A 23596-nucleotide genomic window follows, 5' to 3' on the forward strand; every position below is an offset into this window, starting at 1 on the left:
ACTCCGCGCTGGTGAGAAGATGGATCTGAAGGATCTCAAGTGTGTTGTCGCAATCGCGGAAACCGGTTCCTTTATCCGTGCGTCCGAAAAGCTCAACATGTCCCAGCCGTCGGTCAGTGCGCGAATTCGCATTCTCGAGGCGAACCTTGGGCTGTATCTGTTTGAACGCGAGACCCGGGGCGTTCGGATTACCCAGGAAGGACAGGAGCTGCTTCAGCACGCAAAGGTGATCCTTCGGCAAGTTTCCGAAGCGGAAGCCGACATGGTTTCCTACCGAAGCACACCGGTTGGATTGGTGCGGGTTGGGCTCCCAACCTCGTTGACGGCAATGCTCGCGGTACCCCTCCTGGAGCGCTGTATGAGCGATATGCCGAACGTCAAGTTGCGCCTGGTTGAGAGTATGTCCGGTTATCTCACCCAATGGCTGCGAGATGGAACATTGGATCTTTCGGTCACGTTCGGATCGAACCCGCCCCCAGATATCGAAGTGGAGCCTCTGGCCAGAGAGGATCTGCTGCTGGTGGGGAGAAGCGGCAGGGATATCGCAGCTTATCTGGATGAAGACGGATCCATGCCCATGTCTCGGCTATCGGAGGTCAATCTGATCTTGCCTGGGCCCGAACATGGCCTGCGCAGTCTTATTGATACGCAAGCCAGGCAACAGGCCGTGCCGATCAATGTCGCGATCGAAATTGATGCCTTCAGTGAAATCAAAAGGCTGGTTGCCAAGGGGCTTGGCTTCACTATCATGTCGTCGGCGGCCTACAATGACGGCATGGAGTGGTCTCTGGGCGCAGCAACGATTCGACGTCCAACGGTCTCGCGGGTCGTGAATTTGGCTTCCCTTTCCTCACGCACCTTGCCGCGCGCTGCCAAGGAGGTTGCTCTTCGTATAAGGGAGACCGTGCAACAGAAATCACAGGGTGAAGACTGGTTTGCCAGCGCGATCATCGAATGAGCCTCTGGCAGCTTCTGGATCCTATCGGCAACACCTTACCGGCAAAAGGTAGGGGACGGCTACTGCGCTATGACGGAACACACGGCCAGAGTTCTATGTGACTCAAACAAATGAAACCCTTGGTGCCAGCTACGGCTCACGGGTTTGCAGAGTTGTGAACAGTCTATTATTATCTTGTTTTCAAAGGAAAAACTGAAAAGGTTGGCTGGGGGACCAGGACCCCCAGCTTAAGCCGCAAAGGTCAGTGATTTCAATAAGACGCCGAAATCATTGATCAATTTGTGTCATACCTTGGTGACACAGTCCAGTGTAATCTGAGCTTTCATACCGTCACTCCGGCAGGACCAAACGAGCCTCGTAACTGCGCTCCAGGGCTCCGATTTTTCTGAGTTGGTCATGGACGCTGTCGAAGTCCTGCCAGGGCAACCGGGCGCTCAGGATGCGGGCATGGCCGAGTACCCGAAGAAGTGGGCTGATATCCTGCTTCTGGGACAGTCGCTTCAGGGCAACCAAGTAGTAGTATGTCAAGGCAGGCGGCAGGATGAGCGGAAATTCCCCCGCCTCGAGCAAGAGTCGGTTCATCATCAGAAGGGCCACTTTGCCTGATCCATGAAAGAAGGGCTGCACTTCCGTGATGACCATGAGCATGGCGGCTGCGCGGGATATCGGCATTTCCAGACAGAATGCCTCCACCATCCCCTCCAGAAGGGTGCCCTCGATCGCCTCGGGTGGGGTAAACACCGTGCTGCCGAAGCGGGTTGTCACGGTTCGGAAGTCGCCGGGGGTTTCCTCGGGATTGCCCTGTTCCACCTGACCGTGACAGCTGCGGATGAGATTGAGCCCAGCCTGATCCTCTTTCGGCCAGCGAAAGTCCTCCAGCTGTTTGCAGGCGAACGCGAAGGTCCCGCACAGCCCCATCTCCTCTGGTGACTGCTTGCTCTTGCGCGATCCATCCAGAAGGGCTCTTGCATCTTCGACGGGAAACGCAATCCCCTCCAGTGCATTGATGAACAGGGCTTCGAAGAATGCAAAGGTCCGCGCGGAGCTCGCATCAAGAAGGTTGGGCTGCGAATGCTGGTCGGGCGTGGTTCTCAGAGTCCACAGTGTGTCACGGAATAGCTGAAGACGACGGTCGTCGTGCAGGCTGAAGGACGTACTCATGAGATCTCCCGGCGAAAGGCAGGCCCATTTCATGATGGGTGCATGAACCAATGAAATGCAATCACCTCGGGTTGCGGGATTACAGGTAAGCGAACGCAGGCAAGTCAAAAGAGCTCGGCACAAGATAGGACCAGGAATGTGTGGCGCACTCTAATGTGCTGGTTATCCGGAACGATCAGGAGATATTGGGACCAGCCACTTCCATGCACTGTTTATCGGTCCTTTTGAAGCAAACCTGCTTTCAATGCCATCAATGCATAAAATTTTCGGAACATCATACAGAAATTTAACGCTCCGCATTCTATCGAGTCTTTCACCAGCAATCAGAGGGACTCGAGATGAAGACCGGATCCAGCGGAAAACAGCGCAAGGTTAATGACAGACCCTCATATCGTAAGCCGCATCATCATACTGCAGCTTCATTGCGCATGTGCTTCAAATCCCCTGTTGACTTCCTGCGTTTGATCCATGGACACGAGGATGTCAGGGGAAAGGTGGCCTGGGCGCGCAAGTACCCGGACTCCTTCGAGAACCATAACCCAGGAGAATTCCACGAGGTTGAAGCAGCATTCTCGGAGTTCAAGAGGGAGAGCGATATCTATGTCTGTTTGCATCGATTTTGGGGATGGAAACGCCAGGAGCGGTTTGTTAGCCAAATACAGGCGTTTCACGTTGATATCGATTACTACAAGAAGCGCCCGCGTCTGAAGCCAGAAGACGCAGCACAAGCTGTGCTCGAGAGGTTGCAGGACAAGAACCTCCCGGCGCCGTCTTTCATCATGTGCAGCGGCAAAGGCCTGCTTGCCGTCTGGATGATCAACCCGGTTCCGGCGCGCGCGGAAAAGCACCGAGATGGTGCCATCACGCGCTGGCGACAGGTGCAGGACAGGCTGCATAAAGCCCTTTACCCACTCGGTTCAGATTATAGCCAGAAACATGCGGCTGCCGTCTGTCGAGTTCCGGGTACAAAGAATAGAAAACGCCGCCGGAAGGTGAGGTTGCTCTGGTGCCACCCAAACGGAATTGAAGACCGCAGCCTGGATGACATTGCGCAGGATGTTTTGCCTCCAAGGCGGTCACGGAAACCCCGGAAATCGAAGACAGCAAAGACTGGAGAGCTCAAATCCGAACGCACGCACCGTAATCTCCACAGTGAGCGTCTTCAGGAATTGAAGCGGTGGGCCTTGAGCCAGGGTGAGATCCCGGACGGCAAGCGAGATCATTTTCTCTTCTGCGCAGCTTGCTCGCTTGCCTGGCTGGTTGAACCCTCACTTCTCGCGAATTCCATCTTTGTTTTTGCCACGGAAAGCGGTCTCCTCGATATAGCGGGCTGGACACGTGATCGTGTCCGGAAGGTCACTCAGACTGTGGCGGAGCGAGCATACAGTGAAGCTACAAATGGCATGAACAACCCAGCCGAAGGGCAGGGGCGGTACAAGCTGTCCAAGGCGTGGATCCTTCAGGGGTTGGGGATTACCGCTGAGGAGGCGCAAAGCCTGGGTCTGGTACACCTCAATCCGGATCCCGAACAATGCCAGCGTCACCGGCGGGAGGTGAATCGGCAAAGACAGGAGCGTCACCGCAGAAAGCGTGGCCAGCGTTCACGAGCGGACTATGAAGCCAATTCGGCGAGCAGGCAGAAGCCTTGGGAAGCTCATGGGATGTCGCGCAGCACGTGGTACAAGAATGGGCTTCACAAGCGTCCTGTGGAAGCGGAGGAAACCGCGATCTCGATCAGAGAGGAACAAACCCGGAAAGTGGCGTAGACAGGTCTGTCACGCTTGGATAAGGCGAAGCCCTTGTCTACCCCTGAAGGGGCAAGGGTGAAAAACTTGGACTTGTGCACTTCTCTTTGAGCAGTGCTGAACCCCCTGAACTCCGCACAAAACGGCGAAGCCGTTCCCCTTTTGCCTGCAAAAGCCGACGCGCGCCGCCAAAGTTTCGGGACTTTTGAAAATTAAGTATATATTACAATTATTTATAACTATTTTCTTGTTCAGGGGTTTGGAATTCAAGCTAACGGTTGTGGGCAGTGAGATCAGTTTCAATCAGTTTGCTGGCTCGGGTATTTCGACCGTTAACGATAGGTTTCCTGCAGTGCGTGAGCAGGATCTCCACCCGATCTTAAGAATACGACGTCGCCAGAACTCCAGAATGCATCACAATATGATGCGAAAAATATAATTCGCTCATAATGTGAACTGAATTTCCACTTTCGCTGACTCCCTCGAAACAAATGCTCAGGCTTCCCAAAAAAAGGAGGCAGTGAGGGATATGCTGGAACGTGCGGGGGCGGTTGCGCTGATTTCAGGTGCGTCGCGAGGAATTGGTGCGGCCATTGCGCGCAAGCTGCTCAGTGATGGATGGCGGGTCAGCCTTGGCGCCAGAACCCCGACGGATCTCGATCAGGTCGCTCAGGCCAGCGAGACAGTTCTCCATTCACGATATGACGCAGAAGCTGCGGGCAGTGACCAGGCGTGGATTGAAGAGACGCTTTCGCAGTGGGGACGTATCGATGCCGTGGTGAACAATGCCGGCGTTGTACTGCCTTTTACAGTCGAGGATGCGGACGAAGCCAATCTCGATCGCACCTTCGAGATAAACGTCAAGGCACCGCTTCGCCTGGCTCGCTTGGCCTTGCCTCATCTCCGTAATTCCAGTGCAGGGCGCATCATCAATATTTCCTCGCTTTCGGGAAAACGGGTCAAGAACGACAATGTGGCCTATGCCATGTCCAAGCATGCCGTCGTGGCCATGACCCATGCACTCAGGAAGGCTGGTTGGGACGACGGTGTGCGCGCGAGCGTAATCTGCCCGAGTTTCGTCAGGACAGACTTGACCTCCGAGGTCACCAAGATCGCTCAGGATGACATGACCTCTCCGGAAGACCTGGCGGAGTTGGTTGGTACAGTCCTGCGCCTGCCGAACGAGGCGAACGTCGCCGAGCTTATCGTGAATTGCCGTTGCGAGGACCTCTACTGATGCCCGCACGGCTGCTCCACCTCGACGCAACGGTCCCGAGCCGGAAGGTGAACTTTCAGATCAACGGCAAGAAGGTCGAAGGGCGAGAAGGGGACAGCCTCCTGACAGCTGTCCTGACTAACGCCCCCGTACTCAGGAGATCGGAATTCGGTGATGGGTTGCGTGCGGGGTTCTGCTTGATGGGAGCCTGCCAGGATTGCTGGGTAGCTCTGGAGGATGGCCGGAAGGTTCGGGCCTGTACGACCCCGCTTAAGGACGGCGTTCACGTCAAGATCCCGGAGGAGGCGGAATGAGCACCTCCTCCCAGGCCGAGACGCAACCCGTCATCGTTGGGGCCGGGCCGGCCGGTGTCCGTGCGGCGGAAACATTTGTGAAGGCAGGTCTCCGGCCGATTGTTCTGGATGAGGGCCTCAAGCCGGGTGGGCAGATATACAGACAGCCTTTTGCCCAAGATGGCCGCAGTCATGAAGACCTCTATGGCAGCGAGGCCGCAAAGGCTCGGGCTGTGCACGAGGCCTTCGATCATATCGCCGGAGATATCGACTATCGCCCACAAACCCTGGTCTGGAATGTCGTAGGACAAGCGCTCGACTATTATAATGAGGCAAATGGCACTGCAGGGCGTCTGACAGCGTCCCAGCTGATTCTGGCCACGGGTGCGACGGATCGCACGCTCCCGCTTCAGGGCTGGAACCTGCCGGGTGTCTTTTCTCTCGGTGGAGCGCAGATCGCGCTCAAAGCCCATAACAGTCTGATCGGGAAGGACGTGGTCTTTGTAGGAGCCGGACCACTACTGTACCTGGTTGCGTCGCAATATGCCAAGGCAGGCGCAGACGTGAAGGCGGTGATCGAGACGTCTTCCTGGAGCACGCAGTTCCGGAATGTCGGCGGCTTGATACGCGAGCCCTCCTTTGTGTTTAGAGGCCTCGGTTTCATCCTGTCACTTTACCGTCAGAATATTCCTATCTACCGCGGCGCTCATGACATTGGCTTTGAGGGGGATCCTGAGAGCGGACTGACTGTGGTTCGTTTTGTTGCCGGCGGGACCAGCCATCGCATTCCCTGTAAGGCTGCAGGCATGGGGTTCGGCGTCCGTTCTGAATGGCAGTTGGCGGAGCTGGCCGGGGCGAAGCTCGAATGGTCGGATCGGCAACAGCAGTGGGTCCCTGATCTCCAGGATGAAGTCCGGACCTTCGTTGAAGGGCTTTATCTTGCAGGTGATGGCGCTGGCATTTGCGGCGCGGATGCCGCTGAAATACGCGGTGAACTTGCGGCTCTGGCCGCACTGGAAGATCGTGGCCTGGAAATAGATGCCGCACGGCGGTCAAGTCTGAGAAGAAGCCTGAACCGACAATGGCACCTGCGCGCAGCGCTGGACCGCATGTATCCCGTACCGGTACATCTGCTCAAGAATGTGGCTGATTCTACTGTCGTCTGCCGGTGTGAGGTTGTGACGGCCGGAGAGGTCAGGGCTGCTGTCCAGACCCCGGGTGCCGGTGACGTTAATCGCGCCAAGGCCTTTTCGCGCGCCGGTATGGGACGTTGCCAGGGACGCATGTGCGCACTGAATGTCCAGGCCATTGTCGAGATGGAGCGGGGGCAGGGACCCAAGACGATCGGCTGGCAGCGAAGCCAACCCCCCATCAAGCCGGTGCCCATGAATGCCATGGCCGAGGCTTATGAGCCTGATCCAGAGGGGTGGCGGGAATGATCGCTATGTCTGAGCCCGCGCTCAAGCCAGCCTATGACGTTGCGGTAATCGGTGGAGGAACCGCAGGCTGTTCGACAGCGTTCTTCCTCGCGCGTTCAGGGCTCTCGGTCGTTCTCTTTGAAAGGCGGCAGTGCGGCAGTCAGGCCTCCGGTGTCAACTATGGCGGTGTCCGACAACAGGGTCGTCACCCAGCAGAAATCCCCTTGTCGATACGGGCTCGGAAGATATGGGATGAGCTTCCAAGCCTGGTAGGGCATGACTGCGAATTTGAGGCCAGTGGTCATGTGAAGCTCGCGAGAACCCCGGAAGATATGGAGGACTTGGAGGCCTGGGCAAGCACAGCGCGAGACTTTGGACTGGATGTCGAACTGATCAGCGGAAACCAGCTGCATGATCGCTATGACTATCTGAATTCCTCGCTTTATGGCGCTTCGATTATGCCACAGGACGGGCAGGCCAATCCAAGGTTGGTTGCGCCTTATTTTGCTCGCGCGGCTGAGGCGGCTGGTGCCGATATCCTTGAAGAAGCCGAAGTGATATCGACGGAGAAGGAAGCCTCCAGGTTCCGTATCGATCTCGCGGACGGGCAGAGCGTGCATTCCGACGTTCTGGTCAATACGGCAGGAGCCTGGGGTGCAGAGATCGCTTCGCATTTCGGGGAGTACGTGGAAGAGACGCCACTTGCCCCGAACATGCAGGTCACCGAGCCCTTGCCTTATCGAATTACGGTCAGCTTCGGAATGTGCGGCGGTGATATCTATGCCCGGCAGATTCCAAGAGGCAATGTCATCTTCGGGGGCGGAACACGCGGCATCGTGGATTTCGAAGGGGTTCGAACACGGCCCCGAACTTCATCCAGTCAATTGGCTTCGCGAAATCTGATAAAGGCCATGCCGTTCCTGGCTGATGCCAGGATCATTCGCAGTTGGAGCGGCATAGACGGTTTGATGCCGGACCGCATCCCTGTGTTGGGTCCGAGCAGCACGACACCGGGGCTTTTCCATGCTTTCGGTTTTTCCGGTCACGGGTTCCAGTTAGGACCCGCGGTAGGCGCCGTACTCGGCGACCTGATCCTTGATGGACGAACGGATACGGCCATCAAGGAGCTATCCATCACCCGCTTTGTCCAGGATGAGGCGAGCGGTGGGAAGACATCCCAATCAGAGCAATCCTCACAACAGGGAGAGTAAGGAATGAAACAAACCAACAGATACATGAAGTCCGCATCTCTTGCGGCGCTATTAGCAGCTGGTGTCGGGACTGCCTTGCCAGCCCAGGCGCAGGACGATGAACAGGTCCTGCGAATTGGCATGGCAACTGCAGATGCCGGTCGTCTCGATCCCCATGTCTCAACGGGCACACCGGAGAAAGCGCTCTTTGGCTGGATTTTCAACGGACTCGTCCGGATTGAACCAGGGAAGGCAAATCCGGAGTTCATCGAACCAGATCTGGCTGAGAGCTGGGAGAGTTCAGAAGATGGACTGACATGGACCTTCAACCTGCGTGAAGGCGTCCAGTGCCACGGCGAATACGGCGAGTTCACGGCAGAGGATGCGGTCTATTCGCTACGCCGTGCCCAGGATCCCGATATTTCGGCTTTCGCTTCGGACCTTGATGCTTTCGAAAGCGTGGAAGCTCTTGATGATTACACCCTGGAAATCAATCTGAGCGAGCCGGTTCCCAGTCTTCTGGGCATGCTCATCAATGTTCATGCGGGCAACATGGTGTGCAAGGACGCAGCGGAAGAGATGGGTGAAGACTTTGCCCTGAATCCGATCGGCACGGGCCCCTTCATGTTCTCGGACTATGCCGAACAGGAATCGGTAACTCTGGTTGCGAACCCGGATTACTTCCGAGGGGAACCCAAGATCGACCGTATCGACTATCGTTTCATACCGGAAACCTCAGCCAGGGATCTGGCCTATGAAGCCGGCGAACTGGATATGGCATACGGCAGTTCGGATCAGAAATGGTATCACCGGATGAACGAATTGCCGGAGACTTCGGTAATCGCCATGGAACCGGCTGAACTCTATACCATTCACTTGAACATGACCAAGCCGCCTCTCGATGATCCGAAGGTTCGACAGGCTGTCATGCATGCCATACCCCGTGAGTTGATGGTCGAATTCCGTGGTGAGGAAGTCGTGCGTGCAGGCGTTTCTCCTGTGCCGCAGGGCTACCTCGGGCACAAGAATCTGGATGACAAATACAGCTATGACCCCGAGCGGGCCCGTGAGCTTCTTGAGGAAGCTGGCCATCCGGATGGCATCGAATTGACGGCGATCCAGACATCCCTGGGAACCATGCAGGAAGCCATGGAAGTCATTCAGGGCCAGCTTGCGGAATCCAATATCAATCTGGAGCTCGATATCGTTGAGCATGCGACCTTCCACAGCCAGATCCGCGATGATCGCAGCCAGGTTGTCCTCTATGCGGCAGCGCGTTTTCCGATCTCCGATGTCTATCTGACGCAGTTCTATCATTCAGACAGCATCGTCGGGACGGAAGGGGCCGTGACCAACTTCTCTCACTGTGATGTTGCCGACGAACAGATCGAGCAGGCACGGGTCGAAACGGATCCGGAGCGCCAGATCGAACTCTGGGAAGAAGCTCAGGAACTGATCGCCGATGAAGTCTGTTCGGTTCCCGTTTACGAAGCCCTGCAGATGTGGGTCATCAACGACCGTGTGGACCTTGGATATGAAGAACTACAGGGATCCCTCAGCCTGGGTCCGACGCTGACTGAGAACAGTCAAGTCAACTAAGCCAGGTGCACTTGTGCAGGTCCCGGACACCCGTCTCTAAGAGCGGGTGTCCGGGCCATTCTGGAGGATTCCGGATATGCTTCGATACGTAGCCATCAAGCTTTCCTATGCGATGGTGACGCTGTTCGCTGTCATGCTGCTTGTCTTCATGCTTGCCCGGGTTATTCCCGGCGATCCCGCTCAGTTGATGCTGGGTGATCAGGCAAGTCAGGATGCCATTGATGCCTTGCGAGACAGGCTTGGTCTCAACCAACCCCTCTATCAGCAGTTTCTGGATTTCCTGTCAGGGCTGGCCCAAGGGGACTGGGGAACATCGCTCTATACGCGTGAGCCTGTGCTGAACTCCATTCTAGAAGTCTTGCCCTATACACTGGAGCTGACAGCGGCCTCTTTGCTGTTCGGTGCTGTTTTTGGCATTCCGTTCGGTATTTGGGCGGCGCTTCATAGAAATCGTTTTATTGATTACGCAACACGCGTTGGCTCGTTGTTGGGTTTGTCATTTCCGGCTTTCGTCTCGGGCATCATGCTGCTGCTGGTTTTTGCTATCTGGCTGGGTTGGTTTCCGGTCTTGAGCACCGCGCGTGATGGAAGTCTGGAAGAACGGCTACTAAGCCTCGCGCTACCCACAGTGAACCTTGGCATCCTGATGGCGGCCTATATCGCGCGCATGACTCGCTCTTCGATGCTGGCGGTTCTGGGAGAAGATTATGTTCAGACGGCCCGTGCAAAGGGCGTTGCACGGCATCTGATCATCCGGCGCCATGCCTTGCGCAACGCCATTATTCCCGTTGTGACCGTGATAGGCCTTTATATCGGGATTCTAATCGGCAATTCGGTTCTGACCGAGATCGTTTTCAACCGTCCTGGGATCGGAAAGTTGATTGTTGGTTCCATGAACCAGCGTGACTACCCCATGCTCCAGGGCCTGATGGTTCTCTATACCCTGCTCGTGATCCTGGTGAACCTGGCAACGGACCTGGTTTACGGGCTGCTTGATCCCAGGGTGAAATACCAATGAGTACAACATCCTACAATCCGGCAGTAAGCCGGTCAGCGCGGATGCGTCATGCAGCGCAAAGCGTGCTGTCGGCCATCATGGGAAACACCAATTCCCTGATCGGCATGAGCGTTTTTCTTCTCATTCTTGTTGCGGCCTTGCTGGCCCCTGTCTTTGCTACGCATGACCCGGTTCAGCAGGACATTCTGTTTCGCCTCCAGGGACCATCCGCTGAGCATTGGATGGGAACGGATGCCGCAGGCCGGGATATTTTCTCGCGCATTCTCTATGGAGCGCGGATCTCGCTGATTATCGGCCTGGTGTCGGTCGGTCTTGCGATGATTGTTGGAACCGCCATGGGGGTGCTTGCGGGCTACTATGGTGGCAAAGTCGACCAGCTGGTAACCCAGATTACGGATGTGCTGCTGGCCTTCCCGTCACTCATTCTGGGGCTCATGATCGTGGCCATTCTCGGTCCGACCATGCCGAATCTCATCATAGCCATTGCGCTGACCACGATCCCCCAGTTCGCAAGGATTGCGCGCGCGCCCACGTTGTCCCTGCGGGAAAGGGACTTCATCCAGGCAGGCAGAGCACTCGGTTACTCCGATCTGCGAATTATGTATCACCACGTCCTGCCGAACATCTTTCCGGAGGTTCTCGTGATGGGGTCTCTGTGGCTGGCAACAGCCATTCGCGTAGAAGCGTCCCTTGCATTCATTGGTCTGGGTGTGCGCCCGCCAACGCCAACCTGGGGCGGCATGATCCGGGATGGGTTCAAGAATATTCTCGACTCTCCCTGGCTCGTGGTCTTTCCGAGCCTTGCCATCCTCGTTCTCGTCTTCGCCTTGAATATGCTTGGGGATGGTCTGCGCGATACCGTCGATCCCCGACTGAAGGGAGAGAAATGATGGCTGAGAGCAAGACTTCTGCTGCTGATGATACGCTCCTGAAAGTCGAGGATCTCCGTATTGAATTCCGTCTTGCCGGCCAGTGGCGGGCGGCAACACGGAACATCAACTTTGAACTCAAGGCCGATGAAACACTGGCCCTGGTCGGAGAGTCCGGCTGCGGAAAATCGATCACCTGTCGATCCATCCTGGGCCTAGTCGATGGGCCGGGGGCACGCACCAAAGGGTCCATCAAGTTCAAGGAGCAGGAACTTGTCGGGTTGCCTGATCGCAAGTTCCAGAAGATCCGCGGTGAAGACATCGCGATGATATTCCAGGAACCGATGACGGCATTGAACCCCGTCATGCGGGTTGGTGACCAGATATCCGAGGCCATCACCAGCCATATGCAGGTCTCTGGTTCCGAGGCCAAGCGCAGGACCCTGGAGCTGATGGAGGCCGTCCGAATTCCCGCACCGGAACAACGCTATCGAGATTACCCCCATCAATTCAGTGGTGGCATGCGTCAGCGCGTTGTCATTGCCATGGCTCTGGCATGCCAACCCAGTGTGTTGTTGGCAGACGAACCCACAACAGCGCTTGATGTGACGATCCAGGCCCAGGTGCTCTCTGAGCTTCGGGAGCTTCGCGAGCGCAATCAGATGTCGGTTATCTTCATAACCCACAGCATGGGAGTCGTGGCGGCCGTGGCCGATCGTGTAGCGGTGATGTATGCCGGCGAAGTCGTCGAGATTGCTCAGGTGGAAACCGTCTTCAAGGAACCACGCCACCCCTATACCCAGGCCTTGCTGCACAGCATTCCTTCCGTCGGAAGTGACAAGGAAGAGCTTCAGGTTATTCCCGGTCAGGTGCCATCGATTACGAATTTCCCTGAAGCCTGTCGCTTTGCCGATCGCTGCCCCCATGTCATGCCGCGGTGCCGGCAGGATGCGCCCCCTGCTTTCCAGGTGGGCTCCACTGAGGTGCGCTGCTGGCTTTATGAGGATAATGCGCTGGGGGAGGTGCAGTGATGAGCGGAAAGACTCTTCTCAAGGTCAACCAACTCAGGAAAGCTTTTGCCTCTCGCAGCGGTTTTCTCGGGCGTAAGGCCAAGCTGCATGCATTGGATGGTATTTCCTTTGATGTGCAGGAAGGTGAAGCCTACGGGCTCGTGGGGGAGTCAGGTTGTGGAAAGTCGACGGCCGGTCGTGCTTTGCTGCGCCTGATCGAGCCTGATTCCGGAGAGGTTGAGTTCAAGGGCGAGTCCGTGACCTCTGCCTCCAAGCAGCGATTGCGCGAGCTGCGCCGCCACATACAGATCATCTTCCAGGATCCCTATGCATCGCTCAATCCGAAACAGCTTGTGGGTGACCTGCTGGCGGAGCCGTTGAGGGTTCACCGCATTGTCCCGGACGCAGAGATTCCTGAGAGGGTCGTTAGTCTCTTGACCAGTGTCGGCCTGCCAACGGAAGCGGCCACAAAGTATTCCCATGAATTCAGTGGAGGGCAGCGCCAGCGCATTGGTATTGCACGTGCCCTGGCATTGGAGCCGGAATTTCTGGTCGCTGACGAGGCCGTATCGGCTCTGGATGTTTCCATTCAGGCGCAGATCCTGCTTCTGCTGCAGAAGCTCCAGGCCGAGCGCAACCTGAGTTTCCTATTCATTACCCATGACCTGGGCGTCCTGCGCTATTTCTGTCAGCGTGGAAGCGTCATGTATCTGGGCCGGCTCGTGGAAAGCGGGCCGACGCGCGAGATGCTGGATGAACCGCTGCATCCTTACACACAGATGCTCAGAGAAGCCTCACCATCACCGGATCCTGAAACTGCGCGTGGAACGGTCAAGGTTGCGGGCGAAGTTCCCTCACCATTGGATCCGCCGAAAGGCTGCCATTTCCATCCCCGCTGCCCAAAGGCAATGCCGCATTGTCGGGAAGTCTACCCGGAAATGAGGGAGGTGATGTCAGGGCGGCATGTTGCCTGTCACCTTCATGATCCGGCGGTCACGGGAGAGAAGGCCGAGGTCAGTTAGATCATGCCAAAGGAACAATTGGGCCATATCCCTGAAGACCAGGAAGACTGTATCTGGTGGAAATCAGCACCGCCTGGTCCCGAGGCGGTGCCCCTGGAAGAAGATATCGAATGCGACGTAGCGATCGTCGGGGGCGGCTATACAGGCCTCAGCACGGCCATTGAGCTTGCCCGTAAAGGGATCGACTGCGTGGTTCTCGAGGCGCGCTTCATCGGATTTGGGGCCTCCGGTCGCAATGCAGGGCACTGTACACCGACCTTCCATCTGACTTCACCCGACAAGTTGCGCCAGCGATTGGGACGCGAGAAGGCGGACCAGCTGACCCGGCTACAAGTCTCAGGGGCCGACCGCGTCTTTTCGCTGATCGAAAAATACCAGATTTCCTGTGAAGCAAAGCGCAACGGCTATCTGCGCATTGCGCACGGACCACATAGACTCGATGAGCTCAGGCAGAAAAAGTCACTTTATGAAGGTTTTGGCCTGGAAGGAGAGCTTCTGGATGCCAAATCCGCACAGGATTTGTCCGGCTCCCCCCGGGCGTATGGTGGATGGCTTCTGAAGCAGGGCGGACACCTTAACCCGACGGCCTATGCACGAGGCCTGGCACGGGCAGCCATACAGGAGGGAGCCCGTCTCTATCAGGAGACACCTCTTCTGGAATTGAATCGGACTGGCAAATCCTGGGAACTGCGCACACCGCAGGGTCGGGTTCGGGCCAATCAGGCCCTTCTTGCCACTGGTGCGTATGCCGTTGGACCGGCCAGCGCACTTCTGAAGGGTGCCACTCATCCGGTGCCGATCATGGGATTTGCAAGCGAGCCTCTGCCTTCCGAGCTCCGGCAGTCGATCCTTCCTGACGACCAGACACTCGTCGATACGCATAAGGATCCGATCCTCTACAAGTGGACAGATGACCATCGATTGGTCACCACGGTTTATCCCGCCGGCCGGGTGGGTCGAGAGCCGGAGCCCACAGCGAGGTGGCTGGAAGCGCGCACGAAATGGATGTTCCCGCAGATTGAGACGGTCACATTCCGTCATCCTTGGTCCGGGCGTTTGGACGTCCAGCCCCTGACACTTCCCCAGGTACATAACCTGGAAGAAGGACTCTGGGCGTGCGTTGGTTTTTCCGGGCGCGGCGTTCCGACGGCAAGCGCGGCCGGTGTCGAACTGGCGCGGCTTCTGGAGGGAGCGTCGTCGGATGAGATCGCATTGCCGGTGCGCCAGGGTGTAAACAAGATTTCCGGCCGCCTTGCATCCCTGCACCCCGTGGTGATGACCTGGAACCGCACAAAGGACTGGCTTGCAGATCGCCTGCATGGCGGCGAAGCTTTTCGGTAGTTCACTTGGTCAGAGTAGCACAGGAAGAATAGAGTGTCGGTTCAGGTCATAGAGCGTGCTGTTGCAATTCTGGATGCCGTCGCTGCGGCTGAAGGGGCGCCATGCCGCTTGCGTGAGATCGTTCTGAGGACTGGTCTTAATCGGGCGACCGCCTACCGGATAGTGCGCACACTGGTTGATCAGGGCTTGTTGGCCATGGGGCAGGACAAACGCAGCTACTATCTGGGACTGACTTTCCTGACATTGGGGGCGACCGCCAGCAACCGATCCCATCTGCGGGAGCTCGCGCGGCCGAGCTTATTAAGGCTTGCCGGTCAGTTCGGGGACAGTTTCTTCCTGTTTGTGCCGGATGGTTATGATGTGGTTTGCCTGGATATATGCGATGGAGATTACCCCGTCAGAAGCTATACCCGTGGCATTGGCGGACGGGTTCCCCTGGGCCTTGGCCAGGCCTCGATCGCGATTCTGGCGCGCATGTCGAGGGCCGAGCAGGATGAGATCATCTCTCACAATCTCCCTGTACTGGAAAAGGAGTACGGCATCGAAAGGGAGCGACTGTTGAATGAGTTGCGGCAGGTGATTAACAGTGGCTTTGCGCGAGGAACTGGTAGTCGTGTTCTGCCGGAATATACGGGTTTGGGAAAAGCGGTTATGGATAGAAATAACAGGGCCGTAGCCGCCATAAGCTGTTGTGTTCTGAGCAGTCGCCTATCAGAAAGTAAACGAGAGCAAATGAAATCGCAGCTTTCAGAAGAAGCACTGATCATTGAGCGTGGCGCAAATCCGCTGGACCCAATGATCGGACGGGCCTCTATTAACTTAGCAAGCAGTATGCTCACTTGAGCCCTGATTCAAGCGCGATGAAGATTAATTTCTTCATCATGTTCTCAGTATTGTTAGGGCTTCTTCATGAACGCATTTGTCACCAGATGCTATGACGTGACCTGATGAATTAAGAGACAGCGGCTTACCCTGCCAATCAGTGATACTGCCGCCAGCCTCCTGGATAATGGGAGCAAGTGCGAGATAGTCATAGGGTTGTAGTGTGGCTTCAAAGACTAAGTCCGCAAATCCAGAAGCCAGTAGACCATACATGTAACAATCCCCACCAAAGCGCATCCAGGAAACGGTACCCGCCACTTTCTCATATTTCTCACTATCATGCCCTGTGAAGTTAAATGGCGTAGTTGTGAGGCAACCCGCGTCAGATAGGGAAGAACAAGCGCGCGTTTTCACAGGATTACCATTGAAGAGTGTACCTTCCCCTTGTGCAGCAAACCAACGCTCATCAAGGGCAGGGATATCTATGATCCCAAGAACGGGTGTGTCTTTATGAAGGAGAGCAATGAGAGTTCCAAATAATGGCATTCCACTTATGAAGCTTTTTGTTCCATCAATTGGATCTATTACCCATGTGAAATCAGAAGATCCTTCATCATACCCGTATTCTTCTCCGTATACTCCATCTTGTGGAAATTTTTGTTTTATTTCATTTCTTAAAAATAACTCAGCTTTCTTATCTGCCTGCGTCACAGGTGAGCTATCTTTTTTGTTTTCAATTTTCAATTCATTTCGAAAATACGGCATAATTATATTTCTAGATTTATCAGATATTTCATTAGAGAATTTTGTATACGCATGAAGCAATTCACTGTTTTTAAATACACCCATAAAAGACCCCCGAATTCCTAACGTCTTAATGCCCGCTGCTATGGGCATGATGATGTGTTCCGTGTTTCTCAAGAGAGTGAGATTGTGGAAACACATATAAAATCCATAAATTCCACAATATCCAAAAAAATTCTTGACCGCAAAAACTAAATGCGTAGCCTTTTATAAAAAGGGAGGCGATATAGTGGCATCGTCAAAAAATACAAAAATACCACAGTTTCCATCCTTGGCCGAATCTATCGATATGGTCAGGAGCAAGGAAGTTTCCCCTGTTGATCTTGTGGCCATGTGCTTGGAGCGCATTGAGTCGGGTGATGCGGAAATCAATGCGTTTGCTGCTGTATTTGCCGAACAGGCATTGTCCCAGGCAAAAGAAGCCGAAAGGGCAATTGCGAGGAAAGAGCCAGTAGGTGCATTGCATGGAGTTCCAATTGCCCTAAAGGATCTTTTGTACACCAAAGGTGTGAGAACCAGCCGTGGTTCCAAAGTGTTCCAAGATTTTGTGCCAGATAAGGACGCGCCAATTGTGGAGCGCCTTATCTCCGCGGGAGCAATCACCGTTGGAAAGACTACAACAACGGAGTTTGGTTGGACGGCCTCCAGTGTATCCTCCCTATTTGGCCCCACGCGCAATCCGTGGGATAAGCGGCTAACATCAGGAGGGTCATCCAGTGGCTCTGCCGCTGCAGTCTCTGCCAGGATGGTACCAGCAGCAATTGGATCAGATGGTGGGGGGTCTGTACGTGTTCCAGCCTCGTTCTGCGGCATCTATTCGATGAAGGGGACATTGGGTCGGATTCCAGTCTGGCCTTGGAGTGCCACAGAAACGCTCAGCCATGCAGGTCCCATGACAGTATCTGTCAAGGACAGTGCACTGTTGTTTGATGTTCTCAAGGGGCCGCACGCACTGGATCACGGCTGCCTACCCGATGATGGCCTGTCCTATGCCAAGGAGATAGAGCGCCCAACTGAGGGGGCGCGGGTTGCGTATATCCCGAGTTTGTTTGGTGCGGTGGTGGATCCTCAGGTTGAGGCGCGCGTAAAGGAAGCAGTGCGCACAATCGAGCATGATCTAAATTGCTCGGTCGATGAGTTGGATCTTGATTGGGCTGACCCATTTACGGCTTTTGAGACAATCTGGGTCGGGGGGCGTGGCATTGCCTATGGCGATCTGGTTAAGGACAGGCGGGAGGATTTGGATCCCGGTTTCCGCTTTCTGGTCGAGCAAGCTCAGAAAATTGGCGCGAAGGATTTTATTGCGGCATTAAAGTCTCGTGCCCTCTTCTCCAACCTCGTGCAGGGCTTGTTCGAGGTCTATGATTTCCTAGTGATGCCATCAGTTCCCATAGCACCATTTTCTGCGGAGCTGAATGGTCCGGATACAGGCCCCTATATTGAAAGCAAAAGTCCTGTTGCTTGGGCGCGTTGGGCACCATTTAGCTATCCCTTTAATCTAACTGGAAACCCGGCAGCCAGCCTTCCATGTGGCTGGAACGGGAACTTGCCAGTCGGCCTGCAGGTCGTTGGTCGGCGTTTTGATGATGCTGGTGTGCTTCGTTTCAGCGCCACATTCGAAGCGGCTCGACCCTGGCGCAATCGTGTTCCGCCAATGAGTGGACATGAAAATAAAAAATAAAAATCCATCAACAGCAAAGGAGGCAGCTGGGATCGTCCCAGCTGCGGAGGGAGATAATAAATGACAATTGATCGACGTGGCTTCTTAAAGAAATCAGCTTACTTTGGTGCCGGTGCTGCAGCTATGCAAATCAATCCGGACTGGTTTTTTACGTCCGCCCGTGCACAGAGTGGAGAGCCGCTGGTTTTTTACTCTGCTGAGAACTTGACTGGAAACTGGGATCCTTCGTCCCACACAACACTTGCCCAGATCAACCTGGAGGGCTTTGTATTTGGCACCCTGACGCGGGCACCTATGGATCCGGAAGATCCCTCTGAGCTCAAGATGGAATTGGCAACTGAGCTTAATCCTTTAGACAACTATACACTTGAAGTGAAGCTTCGGGACGATGTGACCTTCCATGACGGAGAGCCATTTACTGCTCGTGATGTAAAGGCGACCTATGAGTATGCATCTCAGCCAGACCGGCCCGCTGCCTGGTATCCTGGTCAGTGCAAGGTCGAGGTAATCGATGATTATACCTGTCATATCAAGACCGAGGAGTACGATTACCCGGCGAGCCTGTTTGTCCTGCTATCATCCTTCTTGCCTATAATGTCGGCAAAGGACATCGAAAGCGGTAGAATCTCTGAAAAGCCGAACGGAACAGGACCCTTCATGTTTGCCAGGCAGGAAGGTGACGATTCAATCCTTGAGGCGTTCCCTGACTACTTCAAGGGCGCACCCAAACTGCCACAGATTACCTTCAGCTTTGTGGGGGATGGAACAACCCGAGCCCTTGCCCTTATGAATGGCGAAGCGGATCTAATAGAACGTCTGGAGCCGGAGCAGGTTCAGACACTGGAACAAGAAGATGGTATCAAGTTACATAAAGCCATCTCCGTCGAGAACAAATACCTCTGGTTCCGTTGTTCCAAACCGCCGTTTGATAATGAATTGCTGCGGAAGGCTGCCTGTCATGCAATCGACCGGAGTATTCTGGTTGAAATCCTGGGTGATGCTGGCCACGCATCCTATTCGCATATTTCGCCAGTGAAGTTCGGATATACCGAGGTCGAAAATTACCCCAAGTTTGACCCTGAGCGCTGTCAGCAGCTTTTGGCTGAAGCTGGTTACCCCAATGGTGAGGGTTTGCCTGAGATTGAGTACATTACGTCGGTGGGATTTTATCCCAAAACGAAGGAATATGGGGAAATCATAACCACTATGCTTCAGGCACAAGGGTTTCCCGTGCGTCTGAATGTCATGGAAGTCGCCGCTTGGAATGAGCGGCTCTATCATCGTCCTGGGGGTGGACCAGGACACATGATCGATTGTGGGTGGTCAACCGGTTCTCCTGAACCTGACTTGGTTCTTCGCACCCATTTCCATTCAAGTTCCAAACGCATCACTGGTATTGAAGATGAGGAACTCGATGCAAGCTTGGATAAGGAAAGAAATGCCGAAACGGTGGAGGACCGCGAGCAGATCCTGAAAGAGGAGACGCTGCCTCTGATCGCCGAGAAGGCTCCAGCACTTTCGCTTTTCACATCTGTGTTCATTCACGCAATGCGTGATGATCTGGAGGGCCTGTTCATCTACCCCAATGGTCAGATGGACGCTAGTGAAGCTGAATTTACCTGAGAGCAATTAATCCGGCTCGGGGGAAGACCTCGAGTCGGATGTCTCCTTCAGATCCAGATTACTCGGAGCCCTCAAAGTGCATCTTTTGTGGTTGCTTATTAAGCGGCTTGGTCAGGGTATAGTAATTGTCCTGATCACCTCATTTATCATCTTTACCTTGTTAAGGGTGGTCCCAGGTGACCCAGCTCGGCTCATTGTTGGAGGTATGGCCCCTGATCACCTGGTCGAACAGATGGCTGAGGATATGGGTCTCCGCGATCCGATACCTGTCCAGTATGTACGATATATGGGCAATCTGATTCAGGGCGATCTGGGGCAATCGTTTATCCGTCCTGCAAGTGGCGGAAGCATGGGCGGATCCGCTTTCGATGATGCGACACGGAGTGACCGTGCAGAGGTTTTTGACATTATTATGGAAAGGTTGCCTCTGACCCTTCAGTTGGCAGCCCTAGCATTGATATTTGCATTAATAATTTCATTGCCTCTAGGGATTATGGCTGGGTTAAATCCAGGAAAATGGCAAGATAAGATTGCATTCTATACGGGATCATTATTTGTATCTATTCCAAATTTTTGGCTTGGAATTGTTCTTATACTAGTAGTTTCAGTACAATTAGGTCTGCTTCCGGCGATTGGTTATAAGGGCTTTGCCTATTCGATTCTGCCTGCTTTGGTCCTTTCGGTAGAAATTATTCCGTTCATCATTCGTACGGTTTCCGTCTCCGTAAGCCAAGTTATGCAAGAACAATTTGTGACAGTTGGGCCTGCAAGAGGGCTCCCCAGAAATCAGATTATTTACCGTCATGCATTACCAAATGCTGCAGTCCCACTCCTTAATCTTCTCGGAATACAACTTTCAACATTATTGGGCGGTGTAGTTGTTGTAGAATTTATTTTTGATTACCCTGGTATTGGACTTCTCACAATACAGTCAGTATTACAAAGAGATTTTCCAATAATTCAAGGTATAGCAATTCTTACTTCTGCTATTTTCGTTTTAATTAATGTTTTTGTAGATATAGTTGCGGCTGCGATTGACCCAAGGTTAGGTAACTGAAATGTCTGCAATTAAAGAAAGAAACGTATCAGGTGAAAATTACATCTCAAAAAAAAGAGATTCTATTTTTTTCCGAATAATAGAGACAGCGCTTAAATCATATGAGTGTCGTGTCGGTCTTTTTATAATTACCTCTCTTTTAGTTATTGCGATTTTTTATCCGTGGGTCATTGGTGACGATGGCACAACCATGAACATACAGATGCGATTCACGCCCCCCATCCCCATGGAGGGATCCAGCTGGTTGCATCCATTCGGAACCGATCAGATGGGTCGGGACCTCCTCGTCAGATCATTGATTGGCCTGCAGTATTCCATGATTATTGGCCTATCTACCGTGATATTGATGTTTGTGATCGGTTGCGCCATCGGCTTGATAGCAGGCTTTAAGGGCGGTTGGGTGGACACCGTCTTGATGCGCCTTACTGACGCTCAGCTGTCTATCCCGATGATTATTCTGGCGATAACGATCCTAGGGGTCTCCCGTCCAACGATACCGGCAATCATTGTTGTCTTAGCATTAGCGGGCTGGCCACTTTATGCGCGCGTTGCTCGCTCCATCGCCATGTCCGAACGTAATCGGGAATACGTGCGAGCGGCCCGGGTAATCGGTGCATCAGAGTTGAGGATCATGTTGCTTCTGATCGCTCCGAATGTGCTACCGCCAATCGCGTTTGTAGCTGTACTTGATATTGCCCGGATAATCATTTTCGAAGCAATCCTCGGGTTTCTTGGGTTGGGGGTTCAACCTCCAACGCCAACTTTCGGTAATACAATTGCAGATGCCCGAAAGTACCTCATGAATGCTTGGTGGATTGCCACCATGCCTGGACTGCTTCTCGTTATTTCGCTCACAAGCATAAACCTGGTTGGAGCCTCGCTCGAACGTGCCAGGAATAAGATCTACGGTGGCAGTCAATAATGAACGGGGGACCAATCATGAGCCCAAAAGCCGATTACGTGCTAACCGTAGACAATCTGTCGATTGGGGTGGAGCGGCCAGACAGGATCGATCCAGTTCTCAAGAATATTTCCTTCGAAGTGAGGGAAGGGCAGATTCTTGGTGTGATCGGAGAGAGTGGCTCTGGCAAGAGCGTGCTGGCGAGAGCTCTGATCAATTGGCTTAGCAGCCCTTTGAAGGCTACGGGCGGTTCCGTGAAGTTCAAAGGTTCAGAACTGCTGACCAATGACAGGAGAATTGCTGAGGAGGTACGCGGGCGAAAGATCGGGTATATTGGATCCAACCCTACATCATCGCTTGATCCAACGCTTTCAGTTGGCTCGCAACTTGTGGAAAAACTCCGAGCGGTTAAGTCAGGCATGGGTAAGCAAGCTGCGGAAAAGAAGGTCATTGATCTTCTATCCGCAGTGAAAATTCCAAGTGCATCTGAACGCTTTCATGAATACCCCTTTCAGTTTTCGGGCGGCATGATGCAGCGTGTAATGATCGTGGATGCCCTCTTGAGCAATCCTGAGCTTTTGATCTGTGATAACATCACACAGCCACTTGATGTAACAGTTGGCGCGCAGATTATAAGATTGATTCAATCGCTACGGTCGGATTTCAACACGGCGATTATTTTTATCTCGTCTTCACTTCCGGTTGCACGGGACGTGGCGGATGAAATAATTGTCTTGCACGAGGGCGCGGTTATTGAGCAGCAGTCACCAGATGCACTGGTTTCCAGGCCTCAAAATACCTATACGATTGATCTACTCCAGAAGCTGCCAAAAATCTGGTCGATTGAAGATCCTCCAAAAATTTATCACGAGAATGCTGGCGTGATCATGGAAGTTGCGGAGGCCAGCCGAACCTACAAAACGAAAAAGAAGGGCACCCTAGCCACATACAATCATGTTCGGGCTGTGCGGAACGTAAGCCTGGATATTCGTGCGGGTGAAAATTTTGGGATCGTTGGAGAATCCGGTTGCGGCAAGTCTACATTGACTCGTCTATTGGCGTGGCTTGAAAGACCGGACACCGGTTCCATTACCTTTGCAGGCAAAAACCTTGAAGATATCAGTCGAAAGGAGCTCTTCAGGCTTAGGAGCGAATTCCAGTTGCTGTTGCAGGATCCATACAATTCACTTCCTCAGCGCATGGCAATTGGGCGAATCATCGAGGAGTCCTTGCGGATACACGGTAGCAAGAAAGACAAGGATATTCGTGCAGAAGTTGAGAATACCATGAACGAGGTAGGCTTGTCTCCCAGTCTATACAATGAGCTACCCATCGGACTCAGTGCGGGACAGCGCCAACGTATTGCAATTGCCCGTGCGCTCATATTGCAGCCAAAGTTGATGATCTTGGATGAAACGTTGAGTTCCTTGGATCAAAGCGAGCAAAGCAGTCTCCTGGCGCTTTTTGAGCGGCTCCAGGAAGACCATCAGTTAACCTATATCTTTATTTCTCATGACCTTGCGATGGTGCGTCGTACCTGCAATCGCATCGCTGTGATGTACCTAGGTGAAGTGGTTGAGCTGGCTGACAATCATACACTTTTTTTCGATCCACAGCACCCCTATACGCGCGCATTGCTAAGTGCTGTTCCGACTCTCGAACAGCATCCCTATGACAGCGATAAGGTTCTGCTTGAGGGTGAACCACCAAGCCCAATCGATCTGCCAGTGGGCTGTAGCTTCAGGACCCGCTGTCCCGACGCGTTTCAACGGTGCGAAGTCGAGGATCCCGGATTGTATGACTATGGCGGTGGCTGTGAAGCAGCCTGTTTTCTCCTGGATAAAGAGAGGGTTGGCTAACTCTGGATG

General features: G+C 53.9%; 20 protein-coding genes. 18 read left to right on the forward strand and 2 right to left on the reverse strand.

What is annotated here, in order from left to right; translation table 11 throughout:
* Positions 1-19 precede the first annotated feature (19 nt).
* A complete protein-coding gene (locus G502_RS0116825; RefSeq protein ID WP_022729853.1) occupies positions 20-958 on the forward strand; it encodes a LysR family transcriptional regulator in 939 nt (312 codons plus the stop codon).
* Between the two features lie 330 nt (positions 959-1288).
* On the opposite strand, the gene G502_RS0116830 is transcribed toward G502_RS0116825, so the two are convergent.
* Complete coding sequence (locus tag G502_RS0116830) at positions 1289-2119, reverse strand: Fic family protein (protein ID WP_022729854.1); 831 nt, start codon at positions 2117-2119, stop codon at positions 1289-1291.
* A gap of 338 nt (positions 2120-2457) precedes the next feature.
* Here G502_RS0116830 and G502_RS0116835 point away from each other — a divergent pair, with 338 nt between their 5' ends.
* The 12 genes from G502_RS0116835 to G502_RS0116895 all read left to right on the forward strand — a co-directional run bounded on the left by G502_RS0116835 (position 2458) and on the right by G502_RS0116895 (position 15683).
* A complete protein-coding gene (locus G502_RS0116835) occupies positions 2458-3885 on the forward strand; it encodes a hypothetical protein (RefSeq protein ID WP_155957889.1) in 1428 nt (475 codons plus the stop codon).
* Between the two features lie 508 nt (positions 3886-4393).
* The gene (locus tag G502_RS0116845) at positions 4394-5101 is read left to right on the forward strand and encodes an SDR family NAD(P)-dependent oxidoreductase (protein WP_022729856.1); all 708 of its coding nucleotides are present in this window, start codon (positions 4394-4396) and stop codon (positions 5099-5101) included.
* Positions 5101-5394 carry a (2Fe-2S)-binding protein gene (locus G502_RS0116850; protein WP_022729857.1) on the forward strand — a complete coding sequence of 98 codons (294 nt, stop codon included), beginning with the start codon at positions 5101-5103 and terminating at the stop codon, positions 5392-5394. The genes G502_RS0116845 and G502_RS0116850 overlap by 1 nt, the downstream gene beginning before the upstream one ends.
* Positions 5391-6812, forward strand: coding sequence for an FAD/NAD(P)-dependent oxidoreductase (locus tag G502_RS20930; protein ID WP_022729858.1), 1422 nt, complete (start codon positions 5391-5393; stop codon positions 6810-6812). Before G502_RS0116850 ends, G502_RS20930 begins: the two co-directional genes overlap by 4 nt.
* A 5-nt stretch (positions 6813-6817) precedes the next feature.
* Complete coding sequence (locus G502_RS20935) at positions 6818-8002, forward strand: NAD(P)/FAD-dependent oxidoreductase (RefSeq protein WP_051152346.1); 1185 nt, start codon at positions 6818-6820, stop codon at positions 8000-8002.
* Positions 8003-8005: 3 nt separating this feature from the next.
* Complete coding sequence (locus tag G502_RS0116865; RefSeq protein ID WP_026989609.1) at positions 8006-9580, forward strand: ABC transporter substrate-binding protein; 1575 nt, start codon at positions 8006-8008, stop codon at positions 9578-9580.
* Positions 9581-9656: 76 nt separating this feature from the next.
* Complete coding sequence (locus G502_RS0116870) at positions 9657-10598, forward strand: ABC transporter permease (protein WP_022729861.1); 942 nt, start codon at positions 9657-9659, stop codon at positions 10596-10598.
* Entirely contained in the window at positions 10595-11488 is an 894-nt protein-coding gene (locus tag G502_RS0116875) for an ABC transporter permease (RefSeq protein WP_081649865.1), read from the forward strand. Before G502_RS0116870 ends, G502_RS0116875 begins: the two co-directional genes overlap by 4 nt.
* A complete protein-coding gene (locus G502_RS0116880) occupies positions 11488-12498 on the forward strand; it encodes an ABC transporter ATP-binding protein (protein WP_155957890.1) in 1011 nt (336 codons plus the stop codon). The genes G502_RS0116875 and G502_RS0116880 overlap by 1 nt, the downstream gene beginning before the upstream one ends.
* On the forward strand, positions 12498-13499 hold the full coding sequence (locus G502_RS20940) for an ABC transporter ATP-binding protein (protein WP_022729864.1): 1002 nt from the start codon (positions 12498-12500) through the stop codon (positions 13497-13499). Before G502_RS0116880 ends, G502_RS20940 begins: the two co-directional genes overlap by 1 nt.
* 3 nt (positions 13500-13502) lie before the next feature.
* On the forward strand, positions 13503-14840 hold the full coding sequence (locus G502_RS0116890; RefSeq protein ID WP_022729865.1) for an NAD(P)/FAD-dependent oxidoreductase: 1338 nt from the start codon (positions 13503-13505) through the stop codon (positions 14838-14840).
* Positions 14841-14873: 33 nt separating this feature from the next.
* The gene (locus tag G502_RS0116895; protein ID WP_022729866.1) at positions 14874-15683 is read left to right on the forward strand and encodes an IclR family transcriptional regulator; all 810 of its coding nucleotides are present in this window, start codon (positions 14874-14876) and stop codon (positions 15681-15683) included.
* A 36-nt stretch (positions 15684-15719) separates the two neighbouring features.
* Here the strand turns inward: G502_RS0116895 and hisN are convergent, their stop codons facing one another.
* A complete protein-coding gene (gene hisN, locus G502_RS22135; RefSeq protein ID WP_322098927.1) occupies positions 15720-16559 on the reverse strand; it encodes a histidinol-phosphatase in 840 nt (279 codons plus the stop codon).
* Positions 16560-16644: 85 nt separating this feature from the next.
* Here hisN and G502_RS0116900 point away from each other — a divergent pair, with 85 nt between their 5' ends.
* From G502_RS0116900 to G502_RS0116920, 5 genes are all read left to right on the forward strand, one after another.
* Positions 16645-18147, forward strand: coding sequence for an amidase (locus G502_RS0116900; RefSeq protein WP_211217855.1), 1503 nt, complete (start codon positions 16645-16647; stop codon positions 18145-18147).
* A 60-nt stretch (positions 18148-18207) separates the two neighbouring features.
* Positions 18208-19770 carry an ABC transporter substrate-binding protein gene (locus G502_RS0116905; protein ID WP_022729868.1) on the forward strand — a complete coding sequence of 521 codons (1563 nt, stop codon included), beginning with the start codon at positions 18208-18210 and terminating at the stop codon, positions 19768-19770.
* Positions 19771-19846: 76 nt separating this feature from the next.
* A complete protein-coding gene (locus G502_RS22140; protein ID WP_081649866.1) occupies positions 19847-20827 on the forward strand; it encodes an ABC transporter permease in 981 nt (326 codons plus the stop codon).
* Position 20828: 1 nt separating this feature from the next.
* Complete coding sequence (locus tag G502_RS0116915; RefSeq protein ID WP_022729870.1) at positions 20829-21749, forward strand: ABC transporter permease; 921 nt, start codon at positions 20829-20831, stop codon at positions 21747-21749.
* A gap of 17 nt (positions 21750-21766) precedes the next feature.
* On the forward strand, positions 21767-23587 hold the full coding sequence (locus G502_RS0116920; protein ID WP_026989614.1) for a dipeptide ABC transporter ATP-binding protein: 1821 nt from the start codon (positions 21767-21769) through the stop codon (positions 23585-23587).
* Positions 23588-23596 lie beyond the last annotated feature (9 nt).

It is taken from the genome of Fodinicurvata sediminis DSM 21159 (genome assembly GCF_000420625.1).
GTDB lineage: Bacteria > Pseudomonadota > Alphaproteobacteria > Kiloniellales > DSM-21159 > Fodinicurvata > Fodinicurvata sediminis.